The sequence below is a fragment of the Mycolicibacterium peregrinum genome (assembly GCF_001665625.1).
GTDB lineage: Bacteria > Actinomycetota > Actinomycetes > Mycobacteriales > Mycobacteriaceae > Mycobacterium > Mycobacterium peregrinum_B.
Genome location: NZ_LZSY01000093.1, coordinates 22,637 through 48,086, shown reverse-complemented (window position 1 = coordinate 48,086; position 25,450 = coordinate 22,637). Strand labels below are relative to the sequence as shown.

The 25,450-nt window shown below is 65.6% G+C and carries 20 protein-coding genes; 12 read left to right on the top strand and 8 right to left on the bottom strand.

Translation table 11 applies throughout. The features are described from left to right. Positions 1-43: 43 nt before the first annotated feature. From A5779_RS13400 to A5779_RS13375, 6 genes are all read left to right on the top strand, one after another. Complete coding sequence (locus tag A5779_RS13400; RefSeq protein WP_064882614.1) at positions 44-1,738, top strand: acyclic terpene utilization AtuA family protein; 1,695 nt, start codon at positions 44-46, stop codon at positions 1,736-1,738. Beyond that, positions 1,735-2,886, top strand: a complete 1,152-nt coding sequence (locus A5779_RS13395) for an acyl-CoA dehydrogenase family protein (RefSeq protein WP_236734758.1) — start codon at positions 1,735-1,737, stop codon at positions 2,884-2,886. Before A5779_RS13400 ends, A5779_RS13395 begins: the two co-directional genes overlap by 4 nt. Then, entirely contained in the window at positions 2,883-4,478 is a 1,596-nt protein-coding gene (locus A5779_RS13390) for an acyl-CoA carboxylase subunit beta (RefSeq protein WP_064882609.1), read from the top strand. The genes A5779_RS13395 and A5779_RS13390 overlap by 4 nt, the downstream gene beginning before the upstream one ends. A 97-nt stretch (positions 4,479-4,575) precedes the next feature. Beyond that, complete coding sequence (locus tag A5779_RS13385; RefSeq protein ID WP_064882607.1) at positions 4,576-6,510, top strand: ATP-binding protein; 1,935 nt, start codon at positions 4,576-4,578, stop codon at positions 6,508-6,510. Further along, a complete protein-coding gene (locus A5779_RS13380; RefSeq protein WP_064882605.1) occupies positions 6,507-7,664 on the top strand; it encodes an acyl-CoA dehydrogenase family protein in 1,158 nt (385 codons plus the stop codon). Before A5779_RS13385 ends, A5779_RS13380 begins: the two co-directional genes overlap by 4 nt. Before the next feature lie 16 nt (positions 7,665-7,680). Continuing rightward, complete coding sequence (locus A5779_RS13375; RefSeq protein WP_064882603.1) at positions 7,681-8,448, top strand: enoyl-CoA hydratase family protein; 768 nt, start codon at positions 7,681-7,683, stop codon at positions 8,446-8,448. A 3-nt stretch (positions 8,449-8,451) separates the two neighbouring features. Here the strand turns inward: A5779_RS13375 and A5779_RS13370 are convergent, their stop codons facing one another. After that, positions 8,452-8,925 (bottom strand): hypothetical protein, encoded by a 474-nt coding sequence (locus tag A5779_RS13370; protein ID WP_064882600.1) that lies wholly within the window; start codon positions 8,923-8,925, stop codon positions 8,452-8,454. A 10-nt stretch (positions 8,926-8,935) separates the two neighbouring features. Continuing rightward, the gene (locus tag A5779_RS13365) at positions 8,936-9,538 is read right to left on the bottom strand and encodes a TetR/AcrR family transcriptional regulator (RefSeq protein ID WP_064882599.1); all 603 of its coding nucleotides are present in this window, start codon (positions 9,536-9,538) and stop codon (positions 8,936-8,938) included. Positions 9,539-9,672: 134 nt separating this feature from the next. Here A5779_RS13365 and A5779_RS13360 point away from each other — a divergent pair, with 134 nt between their 5' ends. The 6 genes from A5779_RS13360 to A5779_RS13335 all read left to right on the top strand — a co-directional run bounded on the left by A5779_RS13360 (position 9,673) and on the right by A5779_RS13335 (position 16,211). Beyond that, a complete protein-coding gene (locus tag A5779_RS13360) occupies positions 9,673-10,485 on the top strand; it encodes a nuclear transport factor 2 family protein (protein ID WP_064882597.1) in 813 nt (270 codons plus the stop codon). A gap of 15 nt (positions 10,486-10,500) precedes the next feature. After that, positions 10,501-11,448, top strand: a complete 948-nt coding sequence (locus A5779_RS13355; RefSeq protein ID WP_064882595.1) for an NADP-dependent oxidoreductase — start codon at positions 10,501-10,503, stop codon at positions 11,446-11,448. A gap of 212 nt (positions 11,449-11,660) precedes the next feature. Then, on the top strand, positions 11,661-12,104 hold the full coding sequence (locus tag A5779_RS13350; RefSeq protein ID WP_131811644.1) for an ester cyclase: 444 nt from the start codon (positions 11,661-11,663) through the stop codon (positions 12,102-12,104). Positions 12,105-12,659: 555 nt separating this feature from the next. Then, positions 12,660-14,714: an alpha/beta hydrolase family protein gene (locus A5779_RS13345; protein WP_064882591.1), complete on the top strand. Its 2,055-nt coding sequence runs from the start codon at positions 12,660-12,662 to the stop codon at positions 14,712-14,714. Positions 14,715-14,770: 56 nt separating this feature from the next. Then, positions 14,771-15,532: an SDR family oxidoreductase gene (locus tag A5779_RS13340; protein WP_064882590.1), complete on the top strand. Its 762-nt coding sequence runs from the start codon at positions 14,771-14,773 to the stop codon at positions 15,530-15,532. A gap of 97 nt (positions 15,533-15,629) precedes the next feature. Continuing rightward, positions 15,630-16,211 (top strand): DUF1707 SHOCT-like domain-containing protein, encoded by a 582-nt coding sequence (locus A5779_RS13335; RefSeq protein ID WP_064882588.1) that lies wholly within the window; start codon positions 15,630-15,632, stop codon positions 16,209-16,211. A gap of 67 nt (positions 16,212-16,278) precedes the next feature. Here the strand turns inward: A5779_RS13335 and A5779_RS13330 are convergent, their stop codons facing one another. The 6 genes from A5779_RS13330 to A5779_RS13300 form a co-directional block, all read right to left on the bottom strand. Beyond that, positions 16,279-16,830: a hypothetical protein gene (locus A5779_RS13330; RefSeq protein ID WP_064882586.1), complete on the bottom strand. Its 552-nt coding sequence runs from the start codon at positions 16,828-16,830 to the stop codon at positions 16,279-16,281. 248 nt (positions 16,831-17,078) lie between these two features. Next, the gene (locus tag A5779_RS13325) at positions 17,079-18,680 is read right to left on the bottom strand and encodes a hypothetical protein (protein ID WP_064882585.1); all 1,602 of its coding nucleotides are present in this window, start codon (positions 18,678-18,680) and stop codon (positions 17,079-17,081) included. A 708-nt stretch (positions 18,681-19,388) separates the two neighbouring features. Beyond that, the gene (locus A5779_RS13315) at positions 19,389-20,786 is read right to left on the bottom strand and encodes a hypothetical protein (protein WP_064882582.1); all 1,398 of its coding nucleotides are present in this window, start codon (positions 20,784-20,786) and stop codon (positions 19,389-19,391) included. Between the two features lie 514 nt (positions 20,787-21,300). After that, entirely contained in the window at positions 21,301-21,963 is a 663-nt protein-coding gene (locus tag A5779_RS13310) for a hypothetical protein (RefSeq protein WP_064882581.1), read from the bottom strand. A 48-nt stretch (positions 21,964-22,011) separates the two neighbouring features. After that, the gene (locus A5779_RS13305; RefSeq protein ID WP_064882580.1) at positions 22,012-24,021 is read right to left on the bottom strand and encodes a vWA domain-containing protein; all 2,010 of its coding nucleotides are present in this window, start codon (positions 24,019-24,021) and stop codon (positions 22,012-22,014) included. Continuing rightward, entirely contained in the window at positions 24,014-25,429 is a 1,416-nt protein-coding gene (locus A5779_RS13300) for a sigma 54-interacting transcriptional regulator (RefSeq protein WP_413784915.1), read from the bottom strand. Before A5779_RS13300 ends, A5779_RS13305 begins: the two co-directional genes overlap by 8 nt. Between the last annotated feature and the right edge of the window lie 21 nt (positions 25,430-25,450).

Here is a 25,450-nt window from a genome sequence, read left to right as displayed (position 1 = left end):
CCTACCGGTTGGTTGGTCCCTTTCAGCGTTGACGGGAGTACGTGTGCCACCAGTAGTACGGATCGGCAACTGTTCGGGGTTTTACGGCGACCGGCTGTCGGCCATGCACGACATGCTCGCCGGTGGGGAGCTGGACTATCTGACCGGCGATTATCTCGCCGAGCTCACCATGCTGATCCTGGCCCGCGACCGGGCCAAGAATCCCGAGCGCGGCTACGCCAAGACCTTCCTCACTCAGCTCGAGCAGTCACTGGGGCTGGCACTGGAGAAGGGCGTGAAGATCGTGGCCAACGCCGGCGGGCTGAACCCCGCGGGGCTGGCCGTCGCCATCCGGGCCCTGGCCGAACGGCTGGGTCTCGACGTCAACGTCGCCCACGTCGAGGGCGACGACCTCGTGGGCCGCGCTTCCGAACTCGGGCTCGGCACTCCCCTCGCGGCGAACGCCTACCTGGGCGCGTGGGGCATCGTCGACTGCCTCAATTCCGGTGCCGACGTCGTCGTCACCGGCCGCGTGACGGACGCGTCGGTGATCGTCGGGCCCGCGGCCGCGCACTTCGGTTGGAAGACCACCGATTACGACGCACTCGCCGGGGCGGTGGCCGCCGGTCACGTGATCGAGTGCGGCACTCAGGCCACCGGTGGCAATTACTCGTTCTTCTCCGAAATCCCAGATCTGGCCCGGCCCGGTTTCCCCATCGCCGAGATCTCCGCGGACGGCTCGTCGGTGATCACCAAACACGCCGGCACCGGCGGGCAGGTCAGCGTCGGCACGGTGACCGCGCAGCTGCTCTACGAGATCACCGGGGCGCGTTACGCCAATCCCGATGTGACGCTTCGGGTGGACTCGGTGCAGTTGAGCCAGGACGGTCCCGACCGCGTCGGCATCTCCGGGGTGACGGGCGAAGCCCCGCCGCCGACGCTGAAGGTGTCGTGCAACAGCATCGGCGGGTTCCGCAACGCCGCCACCTTCGTGCTGACCGGCCTGGACATCGAAGCCAAGGCGGCGCTCATCCGCAGCCAGTTGGAGGCCGGCATCAAAGTCCGTCCCGCCGAGCTGGAGTGGAACCTGGCCCGCACCGACCATCCGGACGCCGACACCGAGGAAGCCGCCAGCGCTTTGTTGCACTGTGTGGTCCGCGACCCCGACCCCAACCTTGTCGGCCGCCAATTTTCCGCGGCGGGCGTGGAACTCGCGCTGGCGAGCTACCCGGGATTCACCACCACGGCGCCGCCGGGCGACGGTCAGATATACGGCGTGTTCGTACCCGGCTATGTCGACGCCACCGAGGTGCCGCACATCGCCGTGCATGCCGACGGCACCCGGATCGGTATCGCTCCGGCAGCCGAAACACTCTCGCTGTCACCGGTTTCCGACCCGGCCCTGCCCGAGGAGCTCCCCGAAGGCCCCACCCGACGCGCCGCACTCGGCACGATCGCCGGCGCCCGCAGCGGCGACAAGGGCGGGTCGGCCAACGTGGGCGTCTGGGTGCGGACCGACGAGCAGTGGCGCTGGCTGGCCCACGCCCTGACGGTCGAGCGGCTTCGTGAATTGCTGCCCGAGACAGCCGAGCTTCCGGTCACCCGGCATCTGCTGCCCAATCTGCGGGCCGTGAACTTTGTGATCGAAGGCATTCTCGGCCAGGGCGTCGCATATCAGGCCCGGTTCGATCCACAGGCCAAAGGGCTGGGCGAATGGTTGCGCAGCCGTCATCTCGATATCCCGGAAAGGTTGCTGTGACCGGCATCTGGAATACCCCCGAACGCGAATCGCTGCGCAAGACGGTGCGCAGTTTCGCCGAGCGTGAGGTGCTGCCCCACGCCGCCGAGTGGGAACGCACCGGCGAACTCCCGCGCGAGCTGCACCGCAAGGCCGGCGAGGCCGGACTGCTCGGAGCCAATTTCCCCGAGTCTGTCGGCGGTGGCGGCGGCGACGGAGCCGACGCGGTGATCATCTGCGAGGAAATGCATTACGCCGGCTCGCCCGGCGGCGTGTTCGCCTCGCTGTTCACCTGCGGCATCGCGGTGCCGCACATGATCGCCTCGGGTGACGAGCGGCTGATCGAGACGTATGTGAAGCCGACGCTGCGTGGGGATCTCATCGGGTCGCTGGCCATCACCGAACCCGGCGGCGGCTCCGATGTCGGGCACCTCACCACCCGCGCAATTCGAGACGGCGACGACTACATCCTCAACGGCGCCAAGACCTACATCACCTCGGGCGTACGCGCCGACTACGTCGTCACCGCCTCGCGCACCGGCGGCCCTGGTGCTGCGGGCGTCTCGCTGATCGTGGTCGACAAGCCCACCCCGGGCTTTGAGGTCAGCCGCAAGCTCGACAAGATGGGTTGGCGCTCAAGCGATACCGCCGAGCTGTCCTACACCGACGTCCGGGTGCCGGTAGCCAACCTGATCGGCGCGGAGAACTCCGGCTTCTTCCAGATCGCCGCGGCATTCGTGTCCGAGCGGGTCGGCCTGGCCGTCCAGGCGTACGCCAGTGCCCAGCGCTGCCTGGATCTGACCGTCGAGTGGTGCCGTAACCGCGAGACCTTCGGCAAGCCACTGATCTCCCGGCAGTCGGTGCAGAACACGCTGGCCGAGATGGCCCGCCGGATCGACGTGGCCCGGGTGTATACGCGCCATGTGGTCGAGCGGCAGCTCGCGGGTGAAGAGAATTTGATCACCGAAGTGTGCTTCGCCAAGAACACCGCTGTGGAGACCGGGGAATGGGTCGCCAACCAGGCCGTCCAGTTGTTCGGCGGGATGGGCTATATGGCCGAATCCGAGGTCGAACGTCAGTACCGTGACATGCGCATCCTGGGTATCGGCGGTGGCACCACCGAGATCCTGACCTCCTTGGCCGCAAAGACATTGGGGTTCCAGTCGTGACGACACTGAAATCAACAATCGATCCCCGCTCCCCCGGGTTCACCGAGGCCGCCGAAGCGATGGCGGTCAAGCTCACCGAACTCGACACCGAGCACGCCAAGGCCCTGGCCGGTGGCGGCCCCAAGTACGTCGACCGCCATCACGGCCGTGGCAAGCTCACTGCCCGCGAGCGCGTCGAACTGCTGCTGGACCCGGACGCACCGTTCCTCGAGCTGAGCCCACTGGCCGCCTGGGGCAGTGATTTCACCGTGGGCGCCAGCGTCGTCTGCGGCATCGGTGCCGTCGAGGGCGTCGAGTGCCTGATCGTCGCGAACGATCCGACGGTCAAGGGCGGCACCAGCAATCCGTGGACGCTCAAGAAGATCCTGCGCGCCAACCAGATCGCGATGGAGAACCGGCTGCCGGTGGTCTCCCTCGTGGAGTCCGGTGGCGCCGATCTGCCGACGCAGAAGGAGATCTTCATCCCGGGCGGGCAGATGTTCCGCGATCTGACCCGGCTGTCAGCGGCCGGCATCCCGACCGTCGCGCTGGTGTTCGGCAACTCGACGGCCGGCGGCGCCTACGTGCCGGGCATGTCGGATCACGTCGTGATGATCAAGGAACGCTCCAAGGTGTTCCTGGCCGGACCGCCGCTGGTGAAGATGGCCACGGGCGAGGAGTCCGATGACGAGTCGCTGGGCGGCGCCGAGATGCACGCCCGCACTTCGGGTCTGGGTGACTACCTTGCCAACGATGAGCTCGACGCGATCCGGATCGGCCGGCGCATCGTGGCCCGGCTGAACTGGCGCAAGAAGGGACCCGTTCCCGCACCGGTCGTCGAGCCGAAGTTCGACCCGGAGGAACTCATCGGCATCGTGCCCGCCGATCTGCGAATCCCGTTCGACCCGCGCGACGTGATCGCCCGCATCGTCGACGGTTCCGATTTCGACGAGTTCAAACCGCTGTACGGTTCGTCACTGGTGACGGGGTGGGCCACGCTGTACGGCTACCCGATCGGCATCCTGGCCAACGCCCGCGGGGTGCTGTTCAGCGAAGAGTCGCAGAAGGCAACCCAGTTCATCCAGCTGGCCAACCGGTCCGACACCCCACTTCTGTTCCTGCACAACACCACCGGCTACATGGTGGGTAAGCAGTACGAAGAGGGCGGCATGATCAAGCACGGCTCGATGATGATCAACGCGGTGTCCAATTCGACGGTGCCGCACATCTCACTGCTGCTCGGCGCCTCCTACGGCGCGGGCCACTACGGCATGTGCGGGCGCGCGTACGACCCGCGGTTCCTGTTCGCCTGGCCGTCGTCCAAGTCCGCGGTGATGGGCGGCACGCAGCTGGCCGGCGTCCTCTCGATCGTCAGCCGCGCCGCTGCCGAAGCCCGCGGTCAGGCGGTCGACGAGGCCGCTGACGCCGCGCTGCGGGCAGCGGTCGAGGCTCAGATCGAGGCGGAGTCGCTGCCGATGTTCCTGTCCGGCCGGCTCTACGACGACGGGGTGATCGATCCTCGCGACACCCGCACGGTGCTGGGAATGTGCCTGAGCGCCATCGCCAATGCCCCGATCGAGGGGACGTCGAACTTCGGCGTCTTCAGGATGTGAGGGCTGTCATGACCACCTTGTGCGCCGAGACTACGCATTCTGACGAATTCCGGCCGAAATCCATCACAAACCGTAGTGCCGGCGAAAAGAGATCAAAATGAAGACAGTGCTCGTCGCGAACCGCGGCGAGATCGCCCGCCGGGTCTTCGAGACCTGTCGCCGCCTGGGCATCGGGACCGTCGCGGTGTACACCGATCCTGACGCCGGCTCGCCCCACGTCGCCGAGGCCGACGCCCGGGTACGCCTGGAGGGCAACAACGGCTACCTCGATTCCGCTCAGATCATCGCCGCGGCCAAGGCTTCCGGCGCCGACGCCGTCCACCCCGGCTACGGGTTCCTCTCCGAGAACCCCGATTTCGCCGCCGCCGTGATCGACGCCGGGCTGACCTGGATCGGGCCGCCGGTGAACGCCGTGCAGGCCATGGGGTCCAAGATCGAGGCCAAGAAGATGATGGCCGCGGCCGGTGTGCCCGTGCTGGCCGAACTTGACCCGTCCACCGTGACGGCCGATCAGCTGCCGGTGCTGGTCAAGGCCTCCGCCGGCGGTGGCGGCCGCGGCATGCGCGTGGTGCGTGAACTGTCCGATCTGCCAAGCGAAGTGGCCGCGGCCCAGCGCGAGGCGCAGTCGGCGTTCGGTGACCCGACGGTGTTCTGTGAGCGCTACCTGGCCGCCGGACACCATGTCGAGGTGCAGGTGCTGGCCGATTCGCACGGCACGGTGTGGTCGGTCGGCGAGCGCGAGTGCTCGATCCAGCGGCGTCACCAGAAGGTCATCGAGGAGGCGCCCTCTCCCCTCGTCGAGCGCACCCCGGGAATGCGGGAGAAGCTCTTCGACGCCGCCCGACTGGCCGCCGAGGCGATCGGCTACGCCGGCGCCGGAACCGTCGAGTTCATGGCGGACGAGAAGGGCGACTTCTTCTTCCTGGAGATGAACACCCGGCTGCAGGTGGAACATCCGGTCACCGAGGCCACCACCGGGCTGGATCTCGTCGAGCTGCAGATCCTGGTCGCCGACGGCGGCCGCCTCGACGCCGAGCCCCCGGCCTCACGCGGGTCTTCCATCGAGGCCCGGCTCTACGCCGAGGATCCGGCCAAGGGCTGGCAGCCCCAGGCCGGCACCGTGCACCGGTTCGACGTACCCGGGCAGGTCCGCGTCGACACCGGCATCGAGGACGGCTCAGTGGTGTCGATCTTCTACGATCCCATGTTGGCCAAGGTCATCTCGTACGCCCCGACCCGCCGCCAGGCCGCCACCGTGCTGGCCGATGCGTTGGCCCGCACCCGGATTCACGGACTGCGCACCAACCGCGATCTGCTGGTGAACGTGCTGCGGCATCCGGCATTCCTGGATGGGGCCACCGACACGGCGTTCTTCGACACGCACGGCCTCGATACTCTGGCCGCCCCACTGGCCGACGCTGGTGTGGTGACGCTATCGGCGCTCGCCGCCGCCCTGGCCGACGCCGCGCACAACCGCAGCAGCGCCAAGGTTTTCGGTGCGGCACCGAGTGGCTGGCGCAACCTGGCGTCGGGCTATCAGTCGCGCACGTACCGCGATGCCGCGGGTGACGACGTTCCGGTGCGCTACCGGTTCACCCGCACCGGGATCGAGTTGCCCGACGACGACGGCGTTTCGCTCCTGTCGGCGACGCCGGACCGCGTGGTGCTGTCCGTGAACGGGGTTGACCGCACGTTCGATGTGGCGACCTATGGCGATCAGGTGTTCGTCGACTCACCGCTGGGTCCGGTCCAGCTCACCGCGGCGCCCCGCTTCCCCGATCCGGACGATGCGGTCGCGCACGGCTCACTGCTGGCACCGATGCCCGGTTCGGTGGTGCGGGTCGGCGCCGCCGTCGGCGATACCGTCACCGCCGGACAGCCCCTGATCTGGCTCGAGGCCATGAAGATGGAGCACACCATCGCCGCCCCCGAGGATGGGGTGCTGGCCGAACTCAATGTCGCCGCAGGCCAGCAGGTCGAGGTCGGCGCCATCCTTGCCCGAGTAGAGAACCCTGAAGGAGAACAGTCATGAGCTTCATCGAAACCGAGGAACAGAAGGCGCTGCGCCAGGCGGTGGCTGCGATGGTCGCCAACTACGGGCAGGACTACTACCTGGAGAAGGCCCGCGCCGGTGAGCACACCACCGAATTGTGGAATGAGGCAGGCAAACTCGGCTTCATCGGGGTGAACCTGCCCGAGGAGTATGGCGGCGGCGGGGCCGGCATGTACGAACTGTCCCTGGTGATGGAGGAGATGGCGGCCGGTGGTTCGGCGCTGCTGATGATGGTGGTCTCCCCCGCCATCAACGGCACGATCATCTCCAAGTTCGGTACCGAGGAGCAGAAGAAGCGCTGGATCCCCGGCATCGCGGACGGGTCGATCACGATGGCCTTCGCGATCACCGAGCCTGATGCGGGATCCAACAGCCACCGGATCACCACCACCGCCCGTCGCGACGGCAGCGATTGGATCCTCAAGGGCCAGAAGACGTTCATCTCCGGCATCGACCAGGCCCAGGCCGTGCTCGTCGTCGGCCGCACCGAGGACCACAAGACCGGCAATCTCAAGCCCGCACTGTTCGTCATTCCGACGGATACCCCGGGCCTGAGCTGGACTGCGATCGACATGGAGATCATCAGTCCGGAGAGCCAGTTCCAGGTGTTCTTCGACGACGTGCGACTGCCGGCCGATGCACTGGTCGGTTCGGAAGACGCCGCGATCGCCCAATTGTTCGCGGGCCTGAATCCCGAGCGGATCATGGGTTCGGCCATGGCGGTCGGCACCGGCCGGCTGGCCATCGCCAAGGCGACCGACTATCTGAAGACCCGCCAGGTCTGGAAGGTTCCGATCGGCTCACATCAGGGCCTGTCGCACCCACTGGCACAGACCCACATCGAGGTCGAACTGGCCAAGCTGATGATGCAGAAGGCCGCCACTCTGTACGACGCCGGTGATGACTTCGGTGCTGCGGAAGCCGCCAACATGGCCAAGTACGCCGCAGGCGAGGCCTCGGTGCGTGCGGTGGATCAGGCCGTGCAGTCCCTCGGCGGCAACGGCCTGACCAAGGAGTACGGCATCGCCGCAGCCGTCACCGCGTCGCGGTTGGCCCGCATCGCCCCGGTGAGCCGGGAGATGATCCTGAACTTCGTCGCCCAGACATCGCTCGGCCTGCCGCGCTCCTACTGACGAGGCCGTACTGACGATGACGTCTTTAGTCCACTACCGGGTTCACGGCGCCGTTGCGCGTCTGACACTCGATTCCCCGCACAACCGCAATGCGTTGTCGACGGCCCTGGTGGAGCAGTTGCACCAGGGCCTGGCGGACGCCGCCGATGAGCCCGGCGTCCGGGTGGTGGTCCTCGATCACACCGGCGGAACGTTCTGTGCAGGAGCTGATCTCAGCGAGGCCGCTGGTCAGGACCCCGGTGAGATTGCGGTGGACCGGGCCCGGGAGATGACCCGGACGCTGCGGACCATCCTGGAGCTTCCGGTTCCGGTGATCGGCGCGATCGACGGCCATGTGCGCGCCGGCGGGATGGGCCTGATCGGCGCGTGCGATCTCGTCGTGGCCGGCCCGAAGAGCACGTTCGCGTTGACCGAGGCGCGTATCGGCGTTGCGCCCTCGATCATCTCGCTGACGCTGTTGCCCAAGATGTCGCCGCGCTCAGCGGGCCGCTACTTCGTCACCGGCGAGAAGTTCGGCCCGACCGAGGCGGCCGAGATCGGTCTGATCACGCAGGCCGCGGACGACGTCGAGGCGGCCGTGGCCGCGCTGACCGCCGAGATCGCAAAGGGTTCCCCGCAGGGGTTGGCTGCGTCGAAGGCGTTGACCACAGCTTCGATCCTGCGTCGGTTCGACGCGGATGCCGAAGCGCTGACACGGCAGTCGGCGCAGCTGTTCGTCTCCGATGAGGCCCGCGAAGGCATGATGGCGTTCCTGCAGAAGCGCCCCCCGAATTGGATCGGCTGAGATTCAGCAGTCCGGCCAGAGTTGGACGCGGATGACCACGCGCGTTTGTGCCGCTCGCGTGAGGTCATCCGCGTCGAACTTTCCGTGCCTGCTCCGCCGCACGTGGTGAAACCGCGCATCCCGCGGCCTGGCCGCCAGGAAACTCTCTATTACCGGAATGTTGGCCACGCCGGTCGACGCCTCGGCGTATCCGCGAAAGTGGCTCCGCTGCAACAACACGGCGACATCGGCACCGCCGCGTAGGTTCTTCCACCAGGCGTTGTCGATCCCCGTGATACACGTGAGGACGGCGCCGTCAGCGATGTAGCTGACCGGGATCTCGTAGCTTCGACCGGTCCGACGGCCCGTCACGGTGAGGATCATCATCGTGCCGCTCAGACAGCCTTGCGCCGGACTCCGCAGCACGGTCTTGACCAGTGGCGTCACAGCCCTGACCAGCAGCCGCAGATAAGCCTGCGGGGCAGAACTCTCAGTCATTCTCTTCGGGTCACTTGTCGTGTGCGGCGATGCCGTTGAGCAATCTCTCAAGTGCGGCAAACGAATCCCGGCTTTCTCGCTCGGGGTCCGCGGACCGAGCGACGGTCATCGCCGCCTCGCACATCGCGCCGTGAAGGAGATGCGCGAGGGGTTCCACGCGCTGCTCGGGCAGGTGACCGTCGGCGATCACCTGGCTCAGCCCCAGCCGCAGCAGCGACGTGACGTGTTCGTCTTCGAGGTCCCGCATGGATTCCCAGCCGAGAACGGCGGGCGCGTCGATCAAGGTGATGCGTTGAACGCCGGGGTCGAGTACCGCATCGAAGAACCCGCGACAGCCGCGAAGGAATCGCTGCCAGCTGCCCTTGGCGCCCCTGGCCGCGTGGTTGACCGCTTCACCTATCGCGCGCTGTTCGTTTTCGAAGACCGCCGCGAACAGGCCGCGCTTGCCCTCGAAATGGTGGTAGAGCGCGCCTTTGGTCATGCCGGCGCGTTCGGCGACGTTATCGACGAACGTGTTGTCGTAACCGTCGGCGGCAAACCGCTCGCGCGCCACCACCAGGATCTGGTCGACGGTTGCGCGTGTGCGTTCGGCCTGGGTGCGCGGTCCGGGCATGCCGCCAATCTACACGATTCATACTTGAGGTACATACTCCACGTATGTTAATACTCGAGGTATGCAAGTTCCACGGCCTCTGCCCGCGCAGCGGACTTGAGGGCAGCAGACCCCACCAGTGAGAGGACGATTCGATGAACACTGATCAGATCGACGTACTGCGGGATTCCTTGCGCACCTATACCGAGGCCAAGAACCGACATGATGTGGACGCGATCATCGCCGCGTACGCACCCGATGGGTGCTACCGGGATTCCGGTATCACTCAAAAGGTTTCGGGCCACGACCAACTGAGGACGTTTTACGAGGCGGTGTTCCGGTCGATCCCCGACTATCAGGGGCAGTTCGACGGCGCGGCTTTCGCCGAGGACACCGCGGTGGCGTGGGGCAGGATGACCGGGACGGTCGGCGACGAGCTTCTCGGTCTACCCACTGTGGCGGGTAGCCGCATCGACGTTCCGGTCACCTTCGTCTGCACGTTCCGCGACGGCCAACTGGCCAGTGACACCGGGTATTTCGACACTCGGATCCTGCACCGGCAAGTAGGCGTTCCGGCCGCCGAGTCAGAGATCGAGACGTTCGTCGCGGGTTGGACCAAGTTCTGGGCGGCTCCCGGCGACGCCAGTGGGGTTCACGATCTCGTCACCGACGAGGTGATCCTCAACTGGCCAGGCGCCACCGAACCACTCCGCGGCCGCGGCGCGTACGCCGACCGACTGGGCGCCGCCGTCCAACTCATCCCCGATCTGACGTTGTCGGTGGTCGACTATGCCCACCGCGACGGCCTTCTCATGCTCGCCTGGGAAGGCCGCGGGACGATCGGCGGCGAGCTGCGGCGATGGCCAGGCGTCGACCGGTTCCGGTTACACGGAACCCGAAGTGCCGAAACCACTGTCGTATTCGATACCCGGGCCGTGGCGCCCTCCGTTCCATCACCCCGTCGCTGAACCGAGGAGACATTCATGCGCGCCATCATGCAGCACGAATGGGACGGCCCCGACTCCGTGCGCCTGGTTGAGGTGCCGGAACCTCGTCCGGCGCCCACAGAGGTGAAGGTCCGGGTTCACGCTGCGGGAGTCAACCCGGTGGACTACTACACAAGCGGAGGCCTGGCCTACAACCGCGTGCTGGACCTGCCCTTCATCCACGGCTGGGACGTGGCTGGTGTGGTCGAAGAGGTGGGCTACGGCGTCACCCGATTCCACGTCGGCGACCGAGTATTCGGCATGCCGTGGTTTCCCCGGCAGGCGGGCGGCTACGCGGAGTTCGTGGCCGCGCCGTCCCGCCACTTCGCCCCCATCCCAACTGGACTGAGCTTCGTCGAAGCTGCCTCACTGCCGCTGGCCGGGCTCACCGCATGGCAGATGCTCATCGACGTGGCCCGACTGACTCCCGGCCGGCGCGTGCTGATCTCCGCCGCCGCCGGCGGCGTGGGCCACCTCGCGGTGCAGATCGCCAAGGCACACGGCGCGTATGTGATCGGCACCGCCCGCACCGCCAAACACGACTTCATCTGCGGTCTGGGCGCCGACGAAGCGGTGGACTACACCACGACTCCGGTCCACGAAGTCGTCAACGACGTGGACATCGTGATCCAGATGTTCGGCGGCGCGGCCGGCCGTGACGCCTTGCGCTGCCTCCGCCCGGGTGGCGTCCTGGTCAGTGCCCAAGCCGCCTGGACACCCGGCCTGTTCGACCGGGCCCGCGAGTTGAATGTCCACGCCTACGACTACCTCGTCGAACCCGACGCGGCCGGCCTGCAATCCATTGCCGGACTCGTGGCGGACGGACGGCTACGGGTACATGTCGGCGCGCAGTACCCGTTATCCGAAGCGGCGCAGGCGCTGAAGGTGATCGGCGATGGCCGCACCACCGGCAAGATCGTGCTCACCGTCGAGCCCGAGAACTGACCCGGTCGACGGAAACCGCACCGACCGGAAGCGACGCCATCCGGCAGTGGCGGCATCGGGGACAGCGCAGGTCAGCCCATGCAGACGGGGCGGCCGATAATTGCCAGTGGCAGCACACCCCGAGGCGTATCTGTCGGATCTGCGGCCGCAGTTCTACCGTTTCCTGTGCGGACGTTATCTGCCGTGCGGTGACCCCCCGAAAGGCCGGAATCATGGCCGATGATCAGAACAAGGCGATTTCCCGACGCATATGGGAGGTATTTGCCTCCGGCGACCTCAGCGAGCTCGACGATCTCGTCGCTCCGACTGCCGCCTTCCACGACACGCAGGATCCGTTCGGCGATCAGCGGGGTCCCGAGCACATGAGAAGTCTCATGGGCATGTATCGGAAGTCGTTCTCCAACATGCGGTTTGACATCAAGATGCAACTCGCCGAGGGCGACTACGTCTGCACGATGATCGAGGCGCAGGGCGACAACACCGGCGAGATCATGGGTCGGCCCGCCACCGGCAAGCACAGTCGGATCAACTTGACCGATGTCGACCGGATCGAAGACGGCAAGATCGCCGAAAGCTGGGTTACCTGGGACACCCTCGGCATGCTGCAGCAGCTCGGCCTGATCCCCGCAGGCGCTCAACAAGCAGCGCCCGCCTGAGCTGATTGCAGTTAAGGGTCCAGGGCCGGCCGCGGCCCTGGACCCGCTCACTCCGGAGCGGACGAAAGCGCGCACCGATAAGTCAATGCGCCCATTTCGAGAAACGCAAGTGTTCTCCGAACCTCGAATATTACTGAACGACAACCCTTTCGGCGGCCCGAACAGCCACCTCCTGCGTACCCAGCCGTTCAGGTCGGAGCGCCCAAACCGGCGACCGAGCGGTTGATCCCAGTAGCAAATGCCTTCACTCGGCGTTCCGGCGGGCGTCTGACGCCTCCAAAGTTGCATTCAATTCCGTCCCCACGCTGCACCGACCGCAATGCCGTCGACCGGAACTCGCGGGTTCCGAGTCCGCCACGCCCCGCGCGTGCCCGCGGGTGAAATATCCTGCCGCATCGGCGATGCGCGTCGGGCGACGACGGATTCCGCAGCGCCGCCATCCTCCAACTTCCCCCGCGGGCGTCATCTTGGCAAATTTGCCACGAGGCAAATATGTGTTGTTACAGTGTGCAAGCATTTGTCAGCCAGATCACATATCGAAGGCGGCGCGCTTTGATGTCACAGCCCACCCCTCTCCGTCTGCACACGGCCAAAGCCGCAGCCACCGCGGCCGCCGTCGTTGCCACCACAGCAGCGCTGACCGCCGGTGTGGCGTCGTCCGCGCCGGAAGCGCTGGCGGCTCACAACCGCAGTGTGCAGGCCGAGGTCGAGCTGACCGCCGCATCAAACTCCGACATCGGAAAGATCCCCGACATCGTCGGGATCTACGGCGTCGGTCCGATCTTCTGGACCGCTCAACTTTTGGGGATCACGCCGGAGAACGTGATCAGGACAGCCGGAGGACTGACCGGCAACACCGCACTGGCCGAGACCGTCATCGGATTGCTGGATCTCCTGGACGCAATCTCGCCCATCGAGGCCGGCGTCAAGGGCCCGATGCCCGACGACGTGTACAACGCCGTGAACGACCTGGACTACACCTTCACCGGGCTCTCCAAGATGTTCGGGCTCGGCGATAACAATGCGTTCATCAACTGGATCGCCAAACACGCACCCGTCCTGAATCAGCGCCGCGACATCATCCTGTCGGAGAGTCTGGGCGGCCTCACCACATCGATGGCCTACCGCGACATGATCAACGCGGTGCAGTCCGATGACCCGGAATGGGGCGTCGGGGTGACGGGGCAGTGGCTGATCTTCGTCAACAACGTCAGTCGACCTGGTGGCGGATTGTTCGCGCTGGCAACGCCTCTCACCAACCTGTTCGGAGTGGACCTCACCACGCCGGACGCGGGCAGCTACACCAATGCCGACCAGACCAAGGTGCTCAACACCTCGATCCTCGACATCACCTGGGCCTACAACCCGCTGTCGGATGTGCCCACCACGCTGAGCCCGCTGGCCTGGGCGAACTCGCTCGCGGCCGGGGTGTTCCTCACCTACCTGCTGCCCGACGAGGGCAACAACATCGGCAACCATGTGCTGCCGAGGCTGATCACCGGCATCGGTGACGGCGTGAAGGTAATGATCGACCCGACCGGCGGCCAGGGTCTGCAGATGATCCCTGTCCTCGGCGACTTGCTGAAACTCTTCAACGTGAACGTCCTCGACTTCCCAGGCAACGCCACCTACATCACGTATGACTCGGGCAATCTGCCGTTGCTGGAGCCGTTCCGGATGGCACCGCATCTGCTCAACCTCGTTCCGGGCGTTGACATCCCGACGCCGTTGACCGACAGCATCGAGCCCGCCCTGCGCAAGCTGGTGAACATGGGTTACCAGGACGTCGACCCCGATACCCTGGAACGCACGTTCAACGAAGCCGGTGAGCAGGCATACTTCTGGCACTCCCCGCTCACTCCGACACAACAACTGGCGGCCAACCAAATTGTGTTCGACGCGCTGATCGACGGCATCCAGGCCAACGCCCTGAACCCGGACGCGTGGGTCGCGAAACTGCCGGGCGCGAACTTGGAGCCGCTCGTGAAGAACGCCGCGTCGGTGGCAGTCGCCAAGGCCCTTTCTGACGCCCTGGAGGCCGTGCAGAAGGGCGCCGACCCGATGTTCGATGCCGTCGAGAAGGGTCTGGCCCCGGTCACCCATGCCCTCGATGACATGAACGCTCAGATGGAAACCGCCATCGACAACATGTTGAAGGTCAACGGCTCCACGGCCGACAAGAAGCCGGGCACCCAGTCCGTCAATGCGCTCCCGTCGGCCGGCGCGCAGTTGAAGACGCTGAGCGTCGAAGCGACCGACACGGCCGCCGGCGCCAAGCCGACGCCCCTCAGGGACGCGCTCAACGACCTTGGTCTGGAACAGGATTCGTCGAAGGACTCCGCGCTCTCCAAGAGTGTCACGAAACTCTCCGAATCGGCCAAGACAAAGGCCAAGTCCCGCCACGCCACCGACGCGAACAATCCGCTCAAGAAGTCGGTGAAGGAAACGGTCGCCAAGGTGCGTCAAGCCGCGGAGGACACCGCCGACAAGGTGGAGAAGGCCGGCAAGGAGACCGCGAAGAAGATCGACAAGACAGCCGACGACGCCAAGGCGAAAGTCAAGGAGTCGAAGAAGCAGGCGAAGAAGGCCCCGAAGCACGCCGCAGCGTAAGACGCACCCGCCGTAATCGCTGACAGCCGCGGTGACGCGTCGGTAGCGTGGCCCACATGCCACGCACTGTGCTCGTCACCGGGGCGACCGGCAGTCTCGGCCACCATGTGGTGCCGGAGGCCATCGATGCCGGTCATCACGTCCGCGCGTTGAGCCGTCGGGAACGGGTCGGCTACACGGGTGTGCACTGGCACCAGGCCGACCTGCTGTCCCCCGGCGGATTGGACGCCGCACTCGACGGCGTGGACGCCGTCGTCCATTGCGCCACGCAACCCACCGGCAGTAAGGACGTCCGGGCGGCCCGGAATCTGATCGAGGCCGCACGACGCAAGGGCGTCGGGCACCTCGTCTACATCTCGATCGTCGGGATCGAGGACATCCCGCTTCCTTATTACAAGACCAAACTCCGGGTCGAGCAGGCGCTCGAGACGTCGGGGGTCGGGCACTCGATCCTGCGCGCGACGCAGTTCCACGAGCTAATCGAAAAGACGTTCTCGGCACAGCGATTTTCGCCCGTTTTGTGGGCGTTGCGTGATGTCCGATTCCAGCCGATCGACACCCGCGATGTGGCCGCCAGACTGGTCGCGTTGATCGATTCCGAACCCGCGGGGAGGGTGTCCGACATCGGCGGACCCAGCATCCACAGTCACCCAGAATTGGGCCAGATGTATCTGTCAGCACACAACAGCCTTCGTCGCGTGGCCAGACTCACCATCCCCGGGCGGATCGTCGCCGGTTACAGGTCGGGGGCCAATCTGACCCCGGAAAATGCAGTCAAAGGCGTTTCGTTCGAGGAGTACCTGGGTAGCGACCGGTAGATCACCGGCGTCGCGCGGCAGCCACTCCCGCGCCCCTGGCGACACAGTTTGGCTACTGGTCTTGCATGTGACAGCGATAGTCGTAGGCTCGACAGCGATGAGCACTTCAGCGCCGCAGGACAGGTCGATGCGGGCTGCCGACACCGACCGCATCCAGGTGGCGCAGCTGCTCACCGATGCTGCCGCCGCGGGCCGGCTGCCGATGGACGAATACGAGGACCGGCTAGCAAAGGCCTACGCCGCGGAGACCTACGACGACCTGGCCCGGCTCAGCCGCGACCTTCCGGGCGCGGTGAACTGTTCGGCCAGCCAGTGTCGCCCCGCCCCCTCGACGCTGCTGCTGGCGATCATGAGCGGGTTCGAGCGCCGTGGCCGGTGGAACGTTCCCAAGAAGCTGACGACGTTCGCCCTCTTCGGCGGTGGAGTGGTGGACCTGCGCTACGCCGACTTCACCGCACCCGACGTCGACGTCCGCACCTATTCGATTTTCGGCGGGCAGACCATCCTGGTGCCACCTGAGGTGAATGTGGATGTCGAAGGTGTGGGCGTGATGGGGAACTTCGATCACGGCGTCGACGGGGCCGGCACATCCGGGGCACCACGCGTACACATCCGCGGGTTCTCCCTTTGGGGCAGCGTGAGCGTGAAGCGCAAGAAGCGCCGTAACCAGGTTGATTAGGCCCTGACGGCCGCTACCGACGCAAAACGGGCGGGCCCGAAGGCCCGCCCGTCTGTGTGAACTGGGATCAGTGGTTGCAGCTCGCGGCGGCGACGCAGGTCAGAGCCTTGTTCGAATTGGAAGGCTTGGCACTCGACACCTTGGCGGTGGGCCCGTCGCCGGCGATGGCCTTGGGCAGGGTGCCCGGCAGGTCCTTCTCGTCGGGGAGGAACTTGTTGCCCAGGTACTGATTCGAGTACTTCTGCGTCTGGTTGTAGTAGTACTTGCCGGCATTGACGTTCAGCTCGCCCTGGATCACGCCGTTGGTGCCCTTGCTGGGATCGGCGTAATTCCCGGTGCCGAAGTTGATGTGGTACGCCTCGCCCAGCGGGCTGTCGTCGAGCGTCTTGTTGACACCGGGGGTCTGGTTGAAGACCTTGTCGCCGACGGCCTGGGCCGCCCGGACTCCCGGCGCGGGGTTGTCGAAAGCGGGGCGGCCAACCGCGTCGCCCGACTTGCTGGAGTCAGCGGATGCCAGCCCGGTCGGCAAAGCCACCGCCAACGCACCGCCCGCGATGACACCCCCGACCAACGTCCGCGTCCGAACCGACCGCTCGGACAACTTCCGATGTTTTGCCATGCCTGTTACCTCTCGTGAGTGGCGTTGCGCCGCAGCTAGATTGGGGCCAAGAAGCTGACATTGCCACTGGCCCGCCAGCGAACCTAAGGCACCGCGACCAGGTGCGATAGGTACTGGCGCCGTTGTTCATTTGCTGTTCGGCACATGATCACGAGAATTCACAGCCCGTCCACAGCGACCATCCAAGTACGTGAAAACGCAACGGCCCCCTCCAAATCGGAGGGGGCCGCTGCGTGACAGTTCAGGCGTTACTTGTCCTTGTGACCCTTGCTGTCTTTGCTGTCCTTGGCGCTCTTGGCATCGGCATGCGTGTTGCCGGCCTTGGCTCCGGAATCGCTGTCGGAAGCACCCTTGGCGGTGGCACCCTTCGCAGTATCCTGCTTGTCGGCACCGGCCTTGGTGGTGGGCTTGAACGCCTTCTCCAGATTCTTCGTGGCGTTCTCGACGAACTTCTCGCCTGCCGACTTCTTGCGCTCAGTGGTGCGCGATTTCGGAGCGAACTTGTTCGCAGTCTTGCCGGTGGCACCGGTGGCACCGGTGTCGGCCGAGTCCGCAGTGCCGGCCTTCTCCTCCGAGCTCGCCTTCTCCTCGGACTCCTCTTGTGCCGCAGTCTCTTTGACTTCCGCAGCCTCGTTGACCGTGGTCTTGGGCGTCAGGTTCAGGCCCAGATCCAGTTTCGGCAGCTCGAACTTCGGAGCCTCGGGCTTCGAGACCTCGACGACGGGTGTGGCTGCCTCGGTGCCGTCCTCAGCCGTCTCGTCGACCGTGACGTCCTCGGTCTTGAGGTCGAGAGTCTTGACGAGCTTGGACTCATCGGGCGCCTCGAGCTTCTCCGCCAGCTTCTTGAGGGGCGACTCGACGTTCGTCGGCAGGCTAAGCAGCTTGCTGAGGTTCGGCAGGGTCGTGGACGTCACCGAACCTGGCCCGGCTTCCACCTTCGACGTGGTCTCTTCTTGCGTCGACAGGAGGCTCAAGGTGCCGGCCTCTTCAGATGGCTCCTCGGGAGTGAGCACCGCCCTCACGGTGTCGACGATGTAGTTGACGGCGGCGGTGATGCCCGTATCGTCGCCGTACCCGAAGAAGAACGAGTTGCTCAGATCCTGCGCGAAACTGCCATCCGGAAGGTTGTCGTTCAGAATGCTGCCGACGACCATGGTGGCCCCACCGGTGAAGAACTCATCGACCCGCTTCGACAGCTGGAGGCGTTGCGTCGGGTCGAACGCATCGACGATCGAGGCGGCGACCACTGAACCGAGATAGGCGAACTCGGTGGCACCCGCCTCGAAGAAGATGTTGTCGAAAACATCAAGCGGCAGAATGTTATCGCTGAGGTAGTACGCCAGACCGGTGAAGCCGTCATGGCAGACCGCGCCGGTTGCGGAGCAGTTGCCCGGGTCGTAGTAGTTCTCGTTGACCTTGTTGCCCAAGGCGTTGTAGAACTGAACGCCGTCGCCCATGTCGCCGACAGTCGCGGGGATCTTGCCCTCCGCGTCCTTGTAAAGGGGCTTTCCATCCGGACCGACAAGAGCGGTGTCCGCCGGAGTGTCCTCATCTGGATCTAAGAGGAGAGTCCCGTCCTCATTGAGGATGTAGCCGGGGGTCGGGGCGGGAACATAGCCTTGGTAGTAATAGCCGCCGTAACCATCGAGGAAGGAACCCAAGGCCGCTTCCAGCGAAAGCGCCACAAGGTTGATCTGCTCGGCCGTCATGGTCCGGTGCACCGTGGCTTCCGCAGTTGAGGCGGCAACCGTGATCTCGTCGCGAGGAACGAACAGCGCAGGGGTCCCGGCCACCAGCGCACCCGCACTGAGCAGGGCCACACCAGTGGTGACGAGCGGACGGACTGCCATGTGGGTGTGGCCCCTTATCTCAAGCGCGAGCCGGATTCCTGAGAATCCGGCTCGGTATCTGCGTACTACCTTAGAAGTCTTTGAGAAGGGTAATTCCCGTCACCACCTCCCGCAACCTCTCCCGCCGCAGGACAGGACCCCTGATGCACTGCCACAGCGCTGTTTTTGCGGGACGGCACCGACAAATATTTCGGTGCCGAACACGGCATGCCCGATCGATTCACTTTCAGCTAATTTCGGATACCGTCGCCGATGCGCACACCCGGCACAAAAGTGCGGGTGGTCGCATACGGAATCCGTGGCGCGAACACCGAAGGTAGCGGTCGGGCACACTCTCACGCCCGCCTCGGTCAACTGGCAGCCGCCCACTCATCTCCCTAGGTCAGCGCGCATGACCCCGGCGCCGACGCACCGTCATCCGGTGCGGACACGGCCGGCGTCACGGCTCGTTCCCGGCCGGCACGAACCTCGGCCGTCGGTGTGCCGGAAATCCCGGCCGAAAACTGGCAGTGTCCCGTCGCGAAAGCAATCACGGCGGCCATTGAATACGCCGGCATTTCCGGGTTGAGTTCGCCGCCGACAAACGTCGGAAGCACTTCGCCTTACACGGCAGTCAATATGCCCAGCTCACGGACCTGAGCGAACTTCACCGGCAGTCGTGAGACCTGAGAAGAAACTGAGATCGCACTCAGTTTTCTGGCCGCACGACTACTTATCACCGCCGTCGGTTCCCTTGTCCTTGCCGGCGTCGGTGGCGTTCTTGACGGCCTCGCCCAGTTTCTTCAGGAACTTGCTGCCATTGGACTCGCCCTTCGGCTTGCCGTCACCGAAGAGGATGGGCGGCGCGACCTTGTTACCGGTCCGGGTGTCAACGCCGGTGTTGGTGCCGTCTTCGCCGGTGACCTCTTTTTCCTTCACGTTGATCTTGGGGAGGTCGGGCTTGAGTTCCGGCGCCTTGATCTCGGGCACCGTGGCGTCCGGCGTCTTGACCTCTGGGACCGTCAGGTCCGGCGTCTTGAATTCCGGCGTCTTGAATTCGGGCACCTTGAATTCCGGCGCCTTGGGAAGCTCAAACTTCGGAAGATCCAGCTTCGGAATCTCGGCGCCCAACGGAACGGTCCCACCCTCGACCGGGTTCTCGGTGTCCTTGACCGCGCCCGGATCGGTGGTGTCGAGGGTGTTGACGAGGTTCGTCTCGTCCTCGGCGGGGGCCTGGAAGGGCGACTTGAACAGCTTCTTGAACGGCGACTGCGTCGACAGGTTCAGCAGCGATGCCGGCCCCGGCAGGCTGGTGACGGCCGTGCCGGTCTCCTTCTTGGCCAGCAGCATGGTGTCGCTGTTGCTCTCCTCCTCGGTCGAGAGCAGGGAAGGGCCGGAGTCGAGCGGATTGATCAGATTCGGAGTGGGAGTGGGCGTGCCCTGGGCGATCGCATCCACGACATAGGTGAACGCCGCGCAGATGCCGCTGTTGTCGCCATACCCGAAGAAGAACGAGTTGGTCAGACCGTAGGCATAGCCGTCCTGCGGCAGGTTGTCGAGCAACAGGTTGCCGATGAGTTGCGTTGCGCCACCTTCGAAGAAGTCGTCGACACGCTTGGTCAGATCCAGCCGGCCGGTCGGGTCAACCGAATCGATGGCGACGGCCACGGTGCGGATGGCCACGTGCGCCAGCTCGGTGAAGCCGCCCTCGAAGAAGATGTTGTCCACGTCGCCGAGCGGCAGGATGTTGTCGCTGAGGTAGTACGCCAGTCCGGTGAAGCCCTTCTGGCACACGGCTCCGGCGGCGGTGCAGTCACCGGGCGCATCGACCATCACCGGGTTGCCGTCGGCATCGGTGACGATCTCACCGGTGACCGGATCGATCTCGGGAACCTGGCCGGGGATGTAGATACCGCCGTACCCCTGAGTGAAGGACTGCCAGGCACCCTGCAGCGACAGCGCAAGCAGATTGATCTGGTCCTGCGTCAGCTTCGTCGGTTCCAGGGCTGCGGTCGGCGCGGCGACCGTGACGTGGTCACGGGGCACGAACAATGCCGGAGTCGCGGCGACGACTGCAGCTGCGCTGAGAAGTGCGGCACCAGTGGTGACGAGCGGACGTACAGCCATGCGGTGGACCCCTTAACTAGAGGACGGTACGGCCGACTTGGAGATCCGCCGACGGCAACTTAGAAACTCCTGAGAATGCTAAGTCTCCACATTCACTCCCGCAACCGATAACGACAGGAAAATTACTGGCGAATCCGTTAACTACAGCCGGCAAGAGCCGAGCGAATGTAGCGACACAAACCGCTTTAACCCGGTCGTCGATTTCCACCGGCCCCAGGCGCAGACATCTGCCCGGCGCGGCCCCGACACTCATGTATGTCCAGGTCAAATCGATGTTAATTCGACTTGCAGCGTCGCCACAGCCTTGGCGGGGGTACGCCGAACGAATCGACCTTCGCCGTTTGATTGCCTTTGCAATGAATTGAAAGAACCGATCAAGAAATGTCGAATAGCGTTGCGCTACGCAAAAGTTTCATTGTCGAAGTGTCGCACCGCCAACCGAAGTCGCGCCGCTTATTGCCCACGCAATGAATGAAGAGTTTCGCGCACACTCCGACGTCGAACAAATGCCGGATCAGCGCGGCATCGCAATCCGCAACCCCGCCAACATCACCTGCGCGTCGGCCATGAAGGTGGGATTGTTGGGCGCCGTGCTCTGCGCCAACGCCACGATGTTCCAGACCTTCGCTCCGAGCGGCACCATCACCGACACGGACGTCACGTAGCTGGTCTTGCTGATCTTGTCGTCGGGCGGGGTCGTGTAGTTGACCATCAGCGCCGGGAAACCACAGATCTCGGAAGGCACCTGGGTGATGTTCTGCGCGCCGATGGATTGGAAGCCCTTGATCGTGTCACTCAGCAGGTCCTTGGGCGACCGGTCCCCGTCCGTCGCATCTCCGATCGACACCGAGATGGCTGGATTCGTCACACCGTCAGTGAGGGATTCGTTACGCAGCACCAGTTTGACCGGGCCCTTGGCGAACTCAGGCACCGGCACCCAGCCCGGTGGTTGCGCGACACGCACCCGCGGCTCGTCGGGCCCGGTCCCGGGAACTTCGATCCAGGCGTCCGAGTGCAACTGCTCGCAGGTTTGGGCCTTGTAACCGGACGCTCCCGAGGGCGCTCCGGGTGGTGCGAAGCCGGCCTTCGCGGTGCCGTCGGTCATCTGCGTGCACCCGCTGAGAATCAGTCCGGCCGCCAACACGACCACACCCGCACCGCGCTTCATGACCCCCATCGCCCCCAGAGACTACGCGAGCCCGCGGCGCGCCGACTGTGTCGCAAACTAGCGCCGACGCGAGTGCAGGTAGTCGCCGACCACCGCGGCACCCAGCCCGTCGAGATCGGGCACGACGACCCGGCCCTGCACGCGACGCGCCACCTGGTCGATGAACCGGGCGAGCCCGGGGTCGGAGCCCAACCGGAAGATCGTCACCTGAGCACCGAGCCGGGCCACCTCGTCGAAACCCCGCACGGTGTGGGCGATGGTGCGGGGGTGTGGCGGGTAGTCGAAGAAGACTTCCGGCGACGGAGTCGCCGAATTGGGCGCAGTCCCGTGTCCATATCCTTCCAGGTGGGCGGTGGGCTCGCCGTCGGTCACCACCAGCACGACCGGTTGCGCATTGGGGTGACGACGCAGATGCCGCGTCGCCAGGGCCAGCGCATGGTGCAGATTGGTGCCCTGCTCATACACACCCTCCAATCCGGTCAGCTCGCCCGCGGTTACCGTGCGCGCGTACCGGCCGAAGGCGATGATCTGCAACTCATCCGAGCGGAACCGGGTGCTCACCAGATGGTTGAGCGCCAGCGCGGTGCGCTTCATCGGTAGCCAGCGGTTCTCCATCACCATCGAGAACGAGGTGTCCACCAGCAGCGCCACACACGCCTGGGTGCGGGTCTCGGTCTCGGAGATCTCGACGTCCTCGACCGCGAACCGAATCGGTCGCTCGGCGATTCCGGTACCGGCCTGTCGCAGCACCGCATTGGTGACCGTGCGGGTGACGTTCCACGGTTCGGTGTCGCCGAACTGCCAGGGGCGGGTGGCCCCGGTCAACTCCCCCGCCGCCCCGGCGCGTCGGGTGTCCCGCTCGCCGTGTCGACCCGAAAGTTGTTGCGCCACATCACGCAACGCGGTCTGGCCGAGCTGACGCATGGCCTTGGGTGAAAGCCGCCACTGCCCATCGGAACCTCGGTCGATGAAGCCCTGGTTGACCAGGGCCTTCTCCAGTTCGGACAGGGTGCGGGCGTCGATCGCGGCGTCGTCGCCGAGCTGGCGGGCCAACGCCTCAAGGTCGACGTCGTCCATCGACGCCCCGGCGTAACTCTGCGACAACGCGTCGGCCAACTGCTCCAACTCGGCGATGTCGGACAGCGCCTGGGCACCCTCACCCATGCCAAGCGGATCGCCTCCGGAGAACCGCTCCGAACCGCTCCAGTCCTCACCCGGCCGGGCGGCCTGCAGGTGTGAGTCGAGCCGATTGAGCGCATTCATCAATGACGGCGAACCGAAAGCCTGCTGCGACAGGGCATCCAGCTCGGCACGCTGCTCGGCCGACAGGCTGTTGCGGAACCGCTGCGCGGCCGCGGCCCGCTTGGCCAACGAGTCCAGTAGTTCATCGATGTTCTGCGGTCCTTCGGGGAAGAACTCGCCGTGCTTGTCCATGAAGTTCTGGAAGTCCTGCGGGGTATCTTCACCGCGGGCGTGCTTGTCCAGCAGGTCGTTGAGGTCGTCGAGCATGTCGTTGACCCGCTGCCGGTCCTCGTCGGTGGCGTTCTCCAACGCCTCCTTCATTCCGGCGAAACGCTGATCCAGCATCTCGCGGCCCAGCAGATCCTTGATCTGCTCGTACTTCTGCCGCGCCTCAGGGCTGCGCCAGTCATAGTCGGCAAGTTCCTGTACCGCCTTGGCCGGTGACGGGGAAAGCGCCTCCATCTGCAATTCGCCGAACCGTGCATCATCGTCGAGCGCGCGGGCCAGCTCCTTGCGCTCGGCGAGCACGGCTTCGTCGAGCAGCTTCTTGATCTCCTGCAGCGTCCCGTCAAGGTTGTGCCGCTGCAACAACTCCCGGCGTTTCCGATTGGCCTCGGCCGCCAGGCGGTCGGTGCCGCGCATACCCTCGGTGCCGCGACGCATCAGCTCCGAGAGGGCGCGGCGCGGCGAGCTGCCCTCCATGACGCTCTGACCGATCTGCTCGAGCGCGTCGCGCAGATCGATCGGCGGTGCCAGCGGATCCGGGCCACCGGTATATCGCGAATAGCGCGAGGTGTGCCCGTGTCCCCGACCGGGATCAGCCATAGACCGTCTCGCCCTCCCCCGTCACCTTGTCCACCCGCTTGGCCAGATACAGCGCCTCCAAAGCCAATTCGATGGCCGCGGCACGCTGACCGACCGACACCGCGCCCAGCCGGGAGGCGAGCGCGTCGACCACGGCCAGATCGGGCAGCGCGGCCAGGACGTCCTTGGCCGACACCCGCTCCCCGGTGGTCACCGGCGAACCCTCCTCGACCGCAGCCACCAACGGGGCGACGTCGATACCCCCCAGCAGCCGCTGCGCGGTATCGGCGGTGGCACGTCGCAGCAGGTGCTCCAGCACCGCCTGCTCACGTCCCTCCTCGCCCGTCTCGAACTCCAACTTGCCGCGCAGCACGTCGATCACCGTGGCCAGATCAACCACCCGTGCCACCGGATCGTCCTCGCCGAGAATCGCGGAGCGGTGCCGCGCCGAGGCCGCCACCGTCTCGGCAGCGGCGATCGCGAAGCGGGCCGACACACCGGACCGTTGGTCGATCGAACTCGATTCACGCAGATTGCGGGCGAACCGGGCCAGCACGCCGAGCAGGTAATCCGGGACCTCGGCGGCCAACTGGGCCTCCTGGCGGATCACCCCGACCTCGTCGTCGATCTCCAACGGGTAGTGCGTACGGATCTCGGCGCCGAACCGGTCCTTGAGCGGGGTGATGATCCGGCCGCGGTTCGTGTAGTCCTCGGGGTTGGCGCTCGCGACGACGAGGACGTCGAGCGGCAACCGCAACGTGTAGCCGCGGACCTGAATGTCGCGCTCCTCCATCACGTTGAGCATCGACACCTGAATCCGCTCGGCCAGATCGGGCAGCTCGTTGACGGCAACGATGCCGCGGTGCGCCCGTGGGATCAGCCCGTAGGCGATCGTTTCCGGGTCACCCAGGCTGCGCCCCTCGGCCACCTTGATCGGATCGATGTCGCCCACGAGGTCGGCCACGCTGGTGTCCGGGGTGGCCAGCTTCTCGGTGTAGCGCTCACTGCGGTGCCGCCACTCGATCGGAAGGTCCTCGCCGGAATCGGCGGCCCGGCGGATCGACTCGGGCGTGATCGGGCTGAAGGGGTGCTCACCCAATTCGGACCCGGCGATCACCGGCGTCCATTCATCGAGCAGCCCCGTCAACGCCCGCAGCAGCCGCGTCTTGCCCTGGCCGCGTTCACCGAGCAGCACCACGTCGTGTCCGGCGATCAACGCCCGCTCCAACTGCGGGATCACCGTGTCTTGAAAGCCGAGAATCCCAGACCAAGGATCCCGGCGATCTGCAAGTGCGGACAGCAGGTTCTCGCGAATTTCGGCTTTGACGCCCCGTTCACGGTGGCCGGAGGCGCGCAGCTCGCCGACGGTACGGGGCAGATCGCCGGAGCCGGGCTGCCGGCGACCATCGTTTTTGGGTTGGCTCACCACTCCACGCTACGACTGAACCCG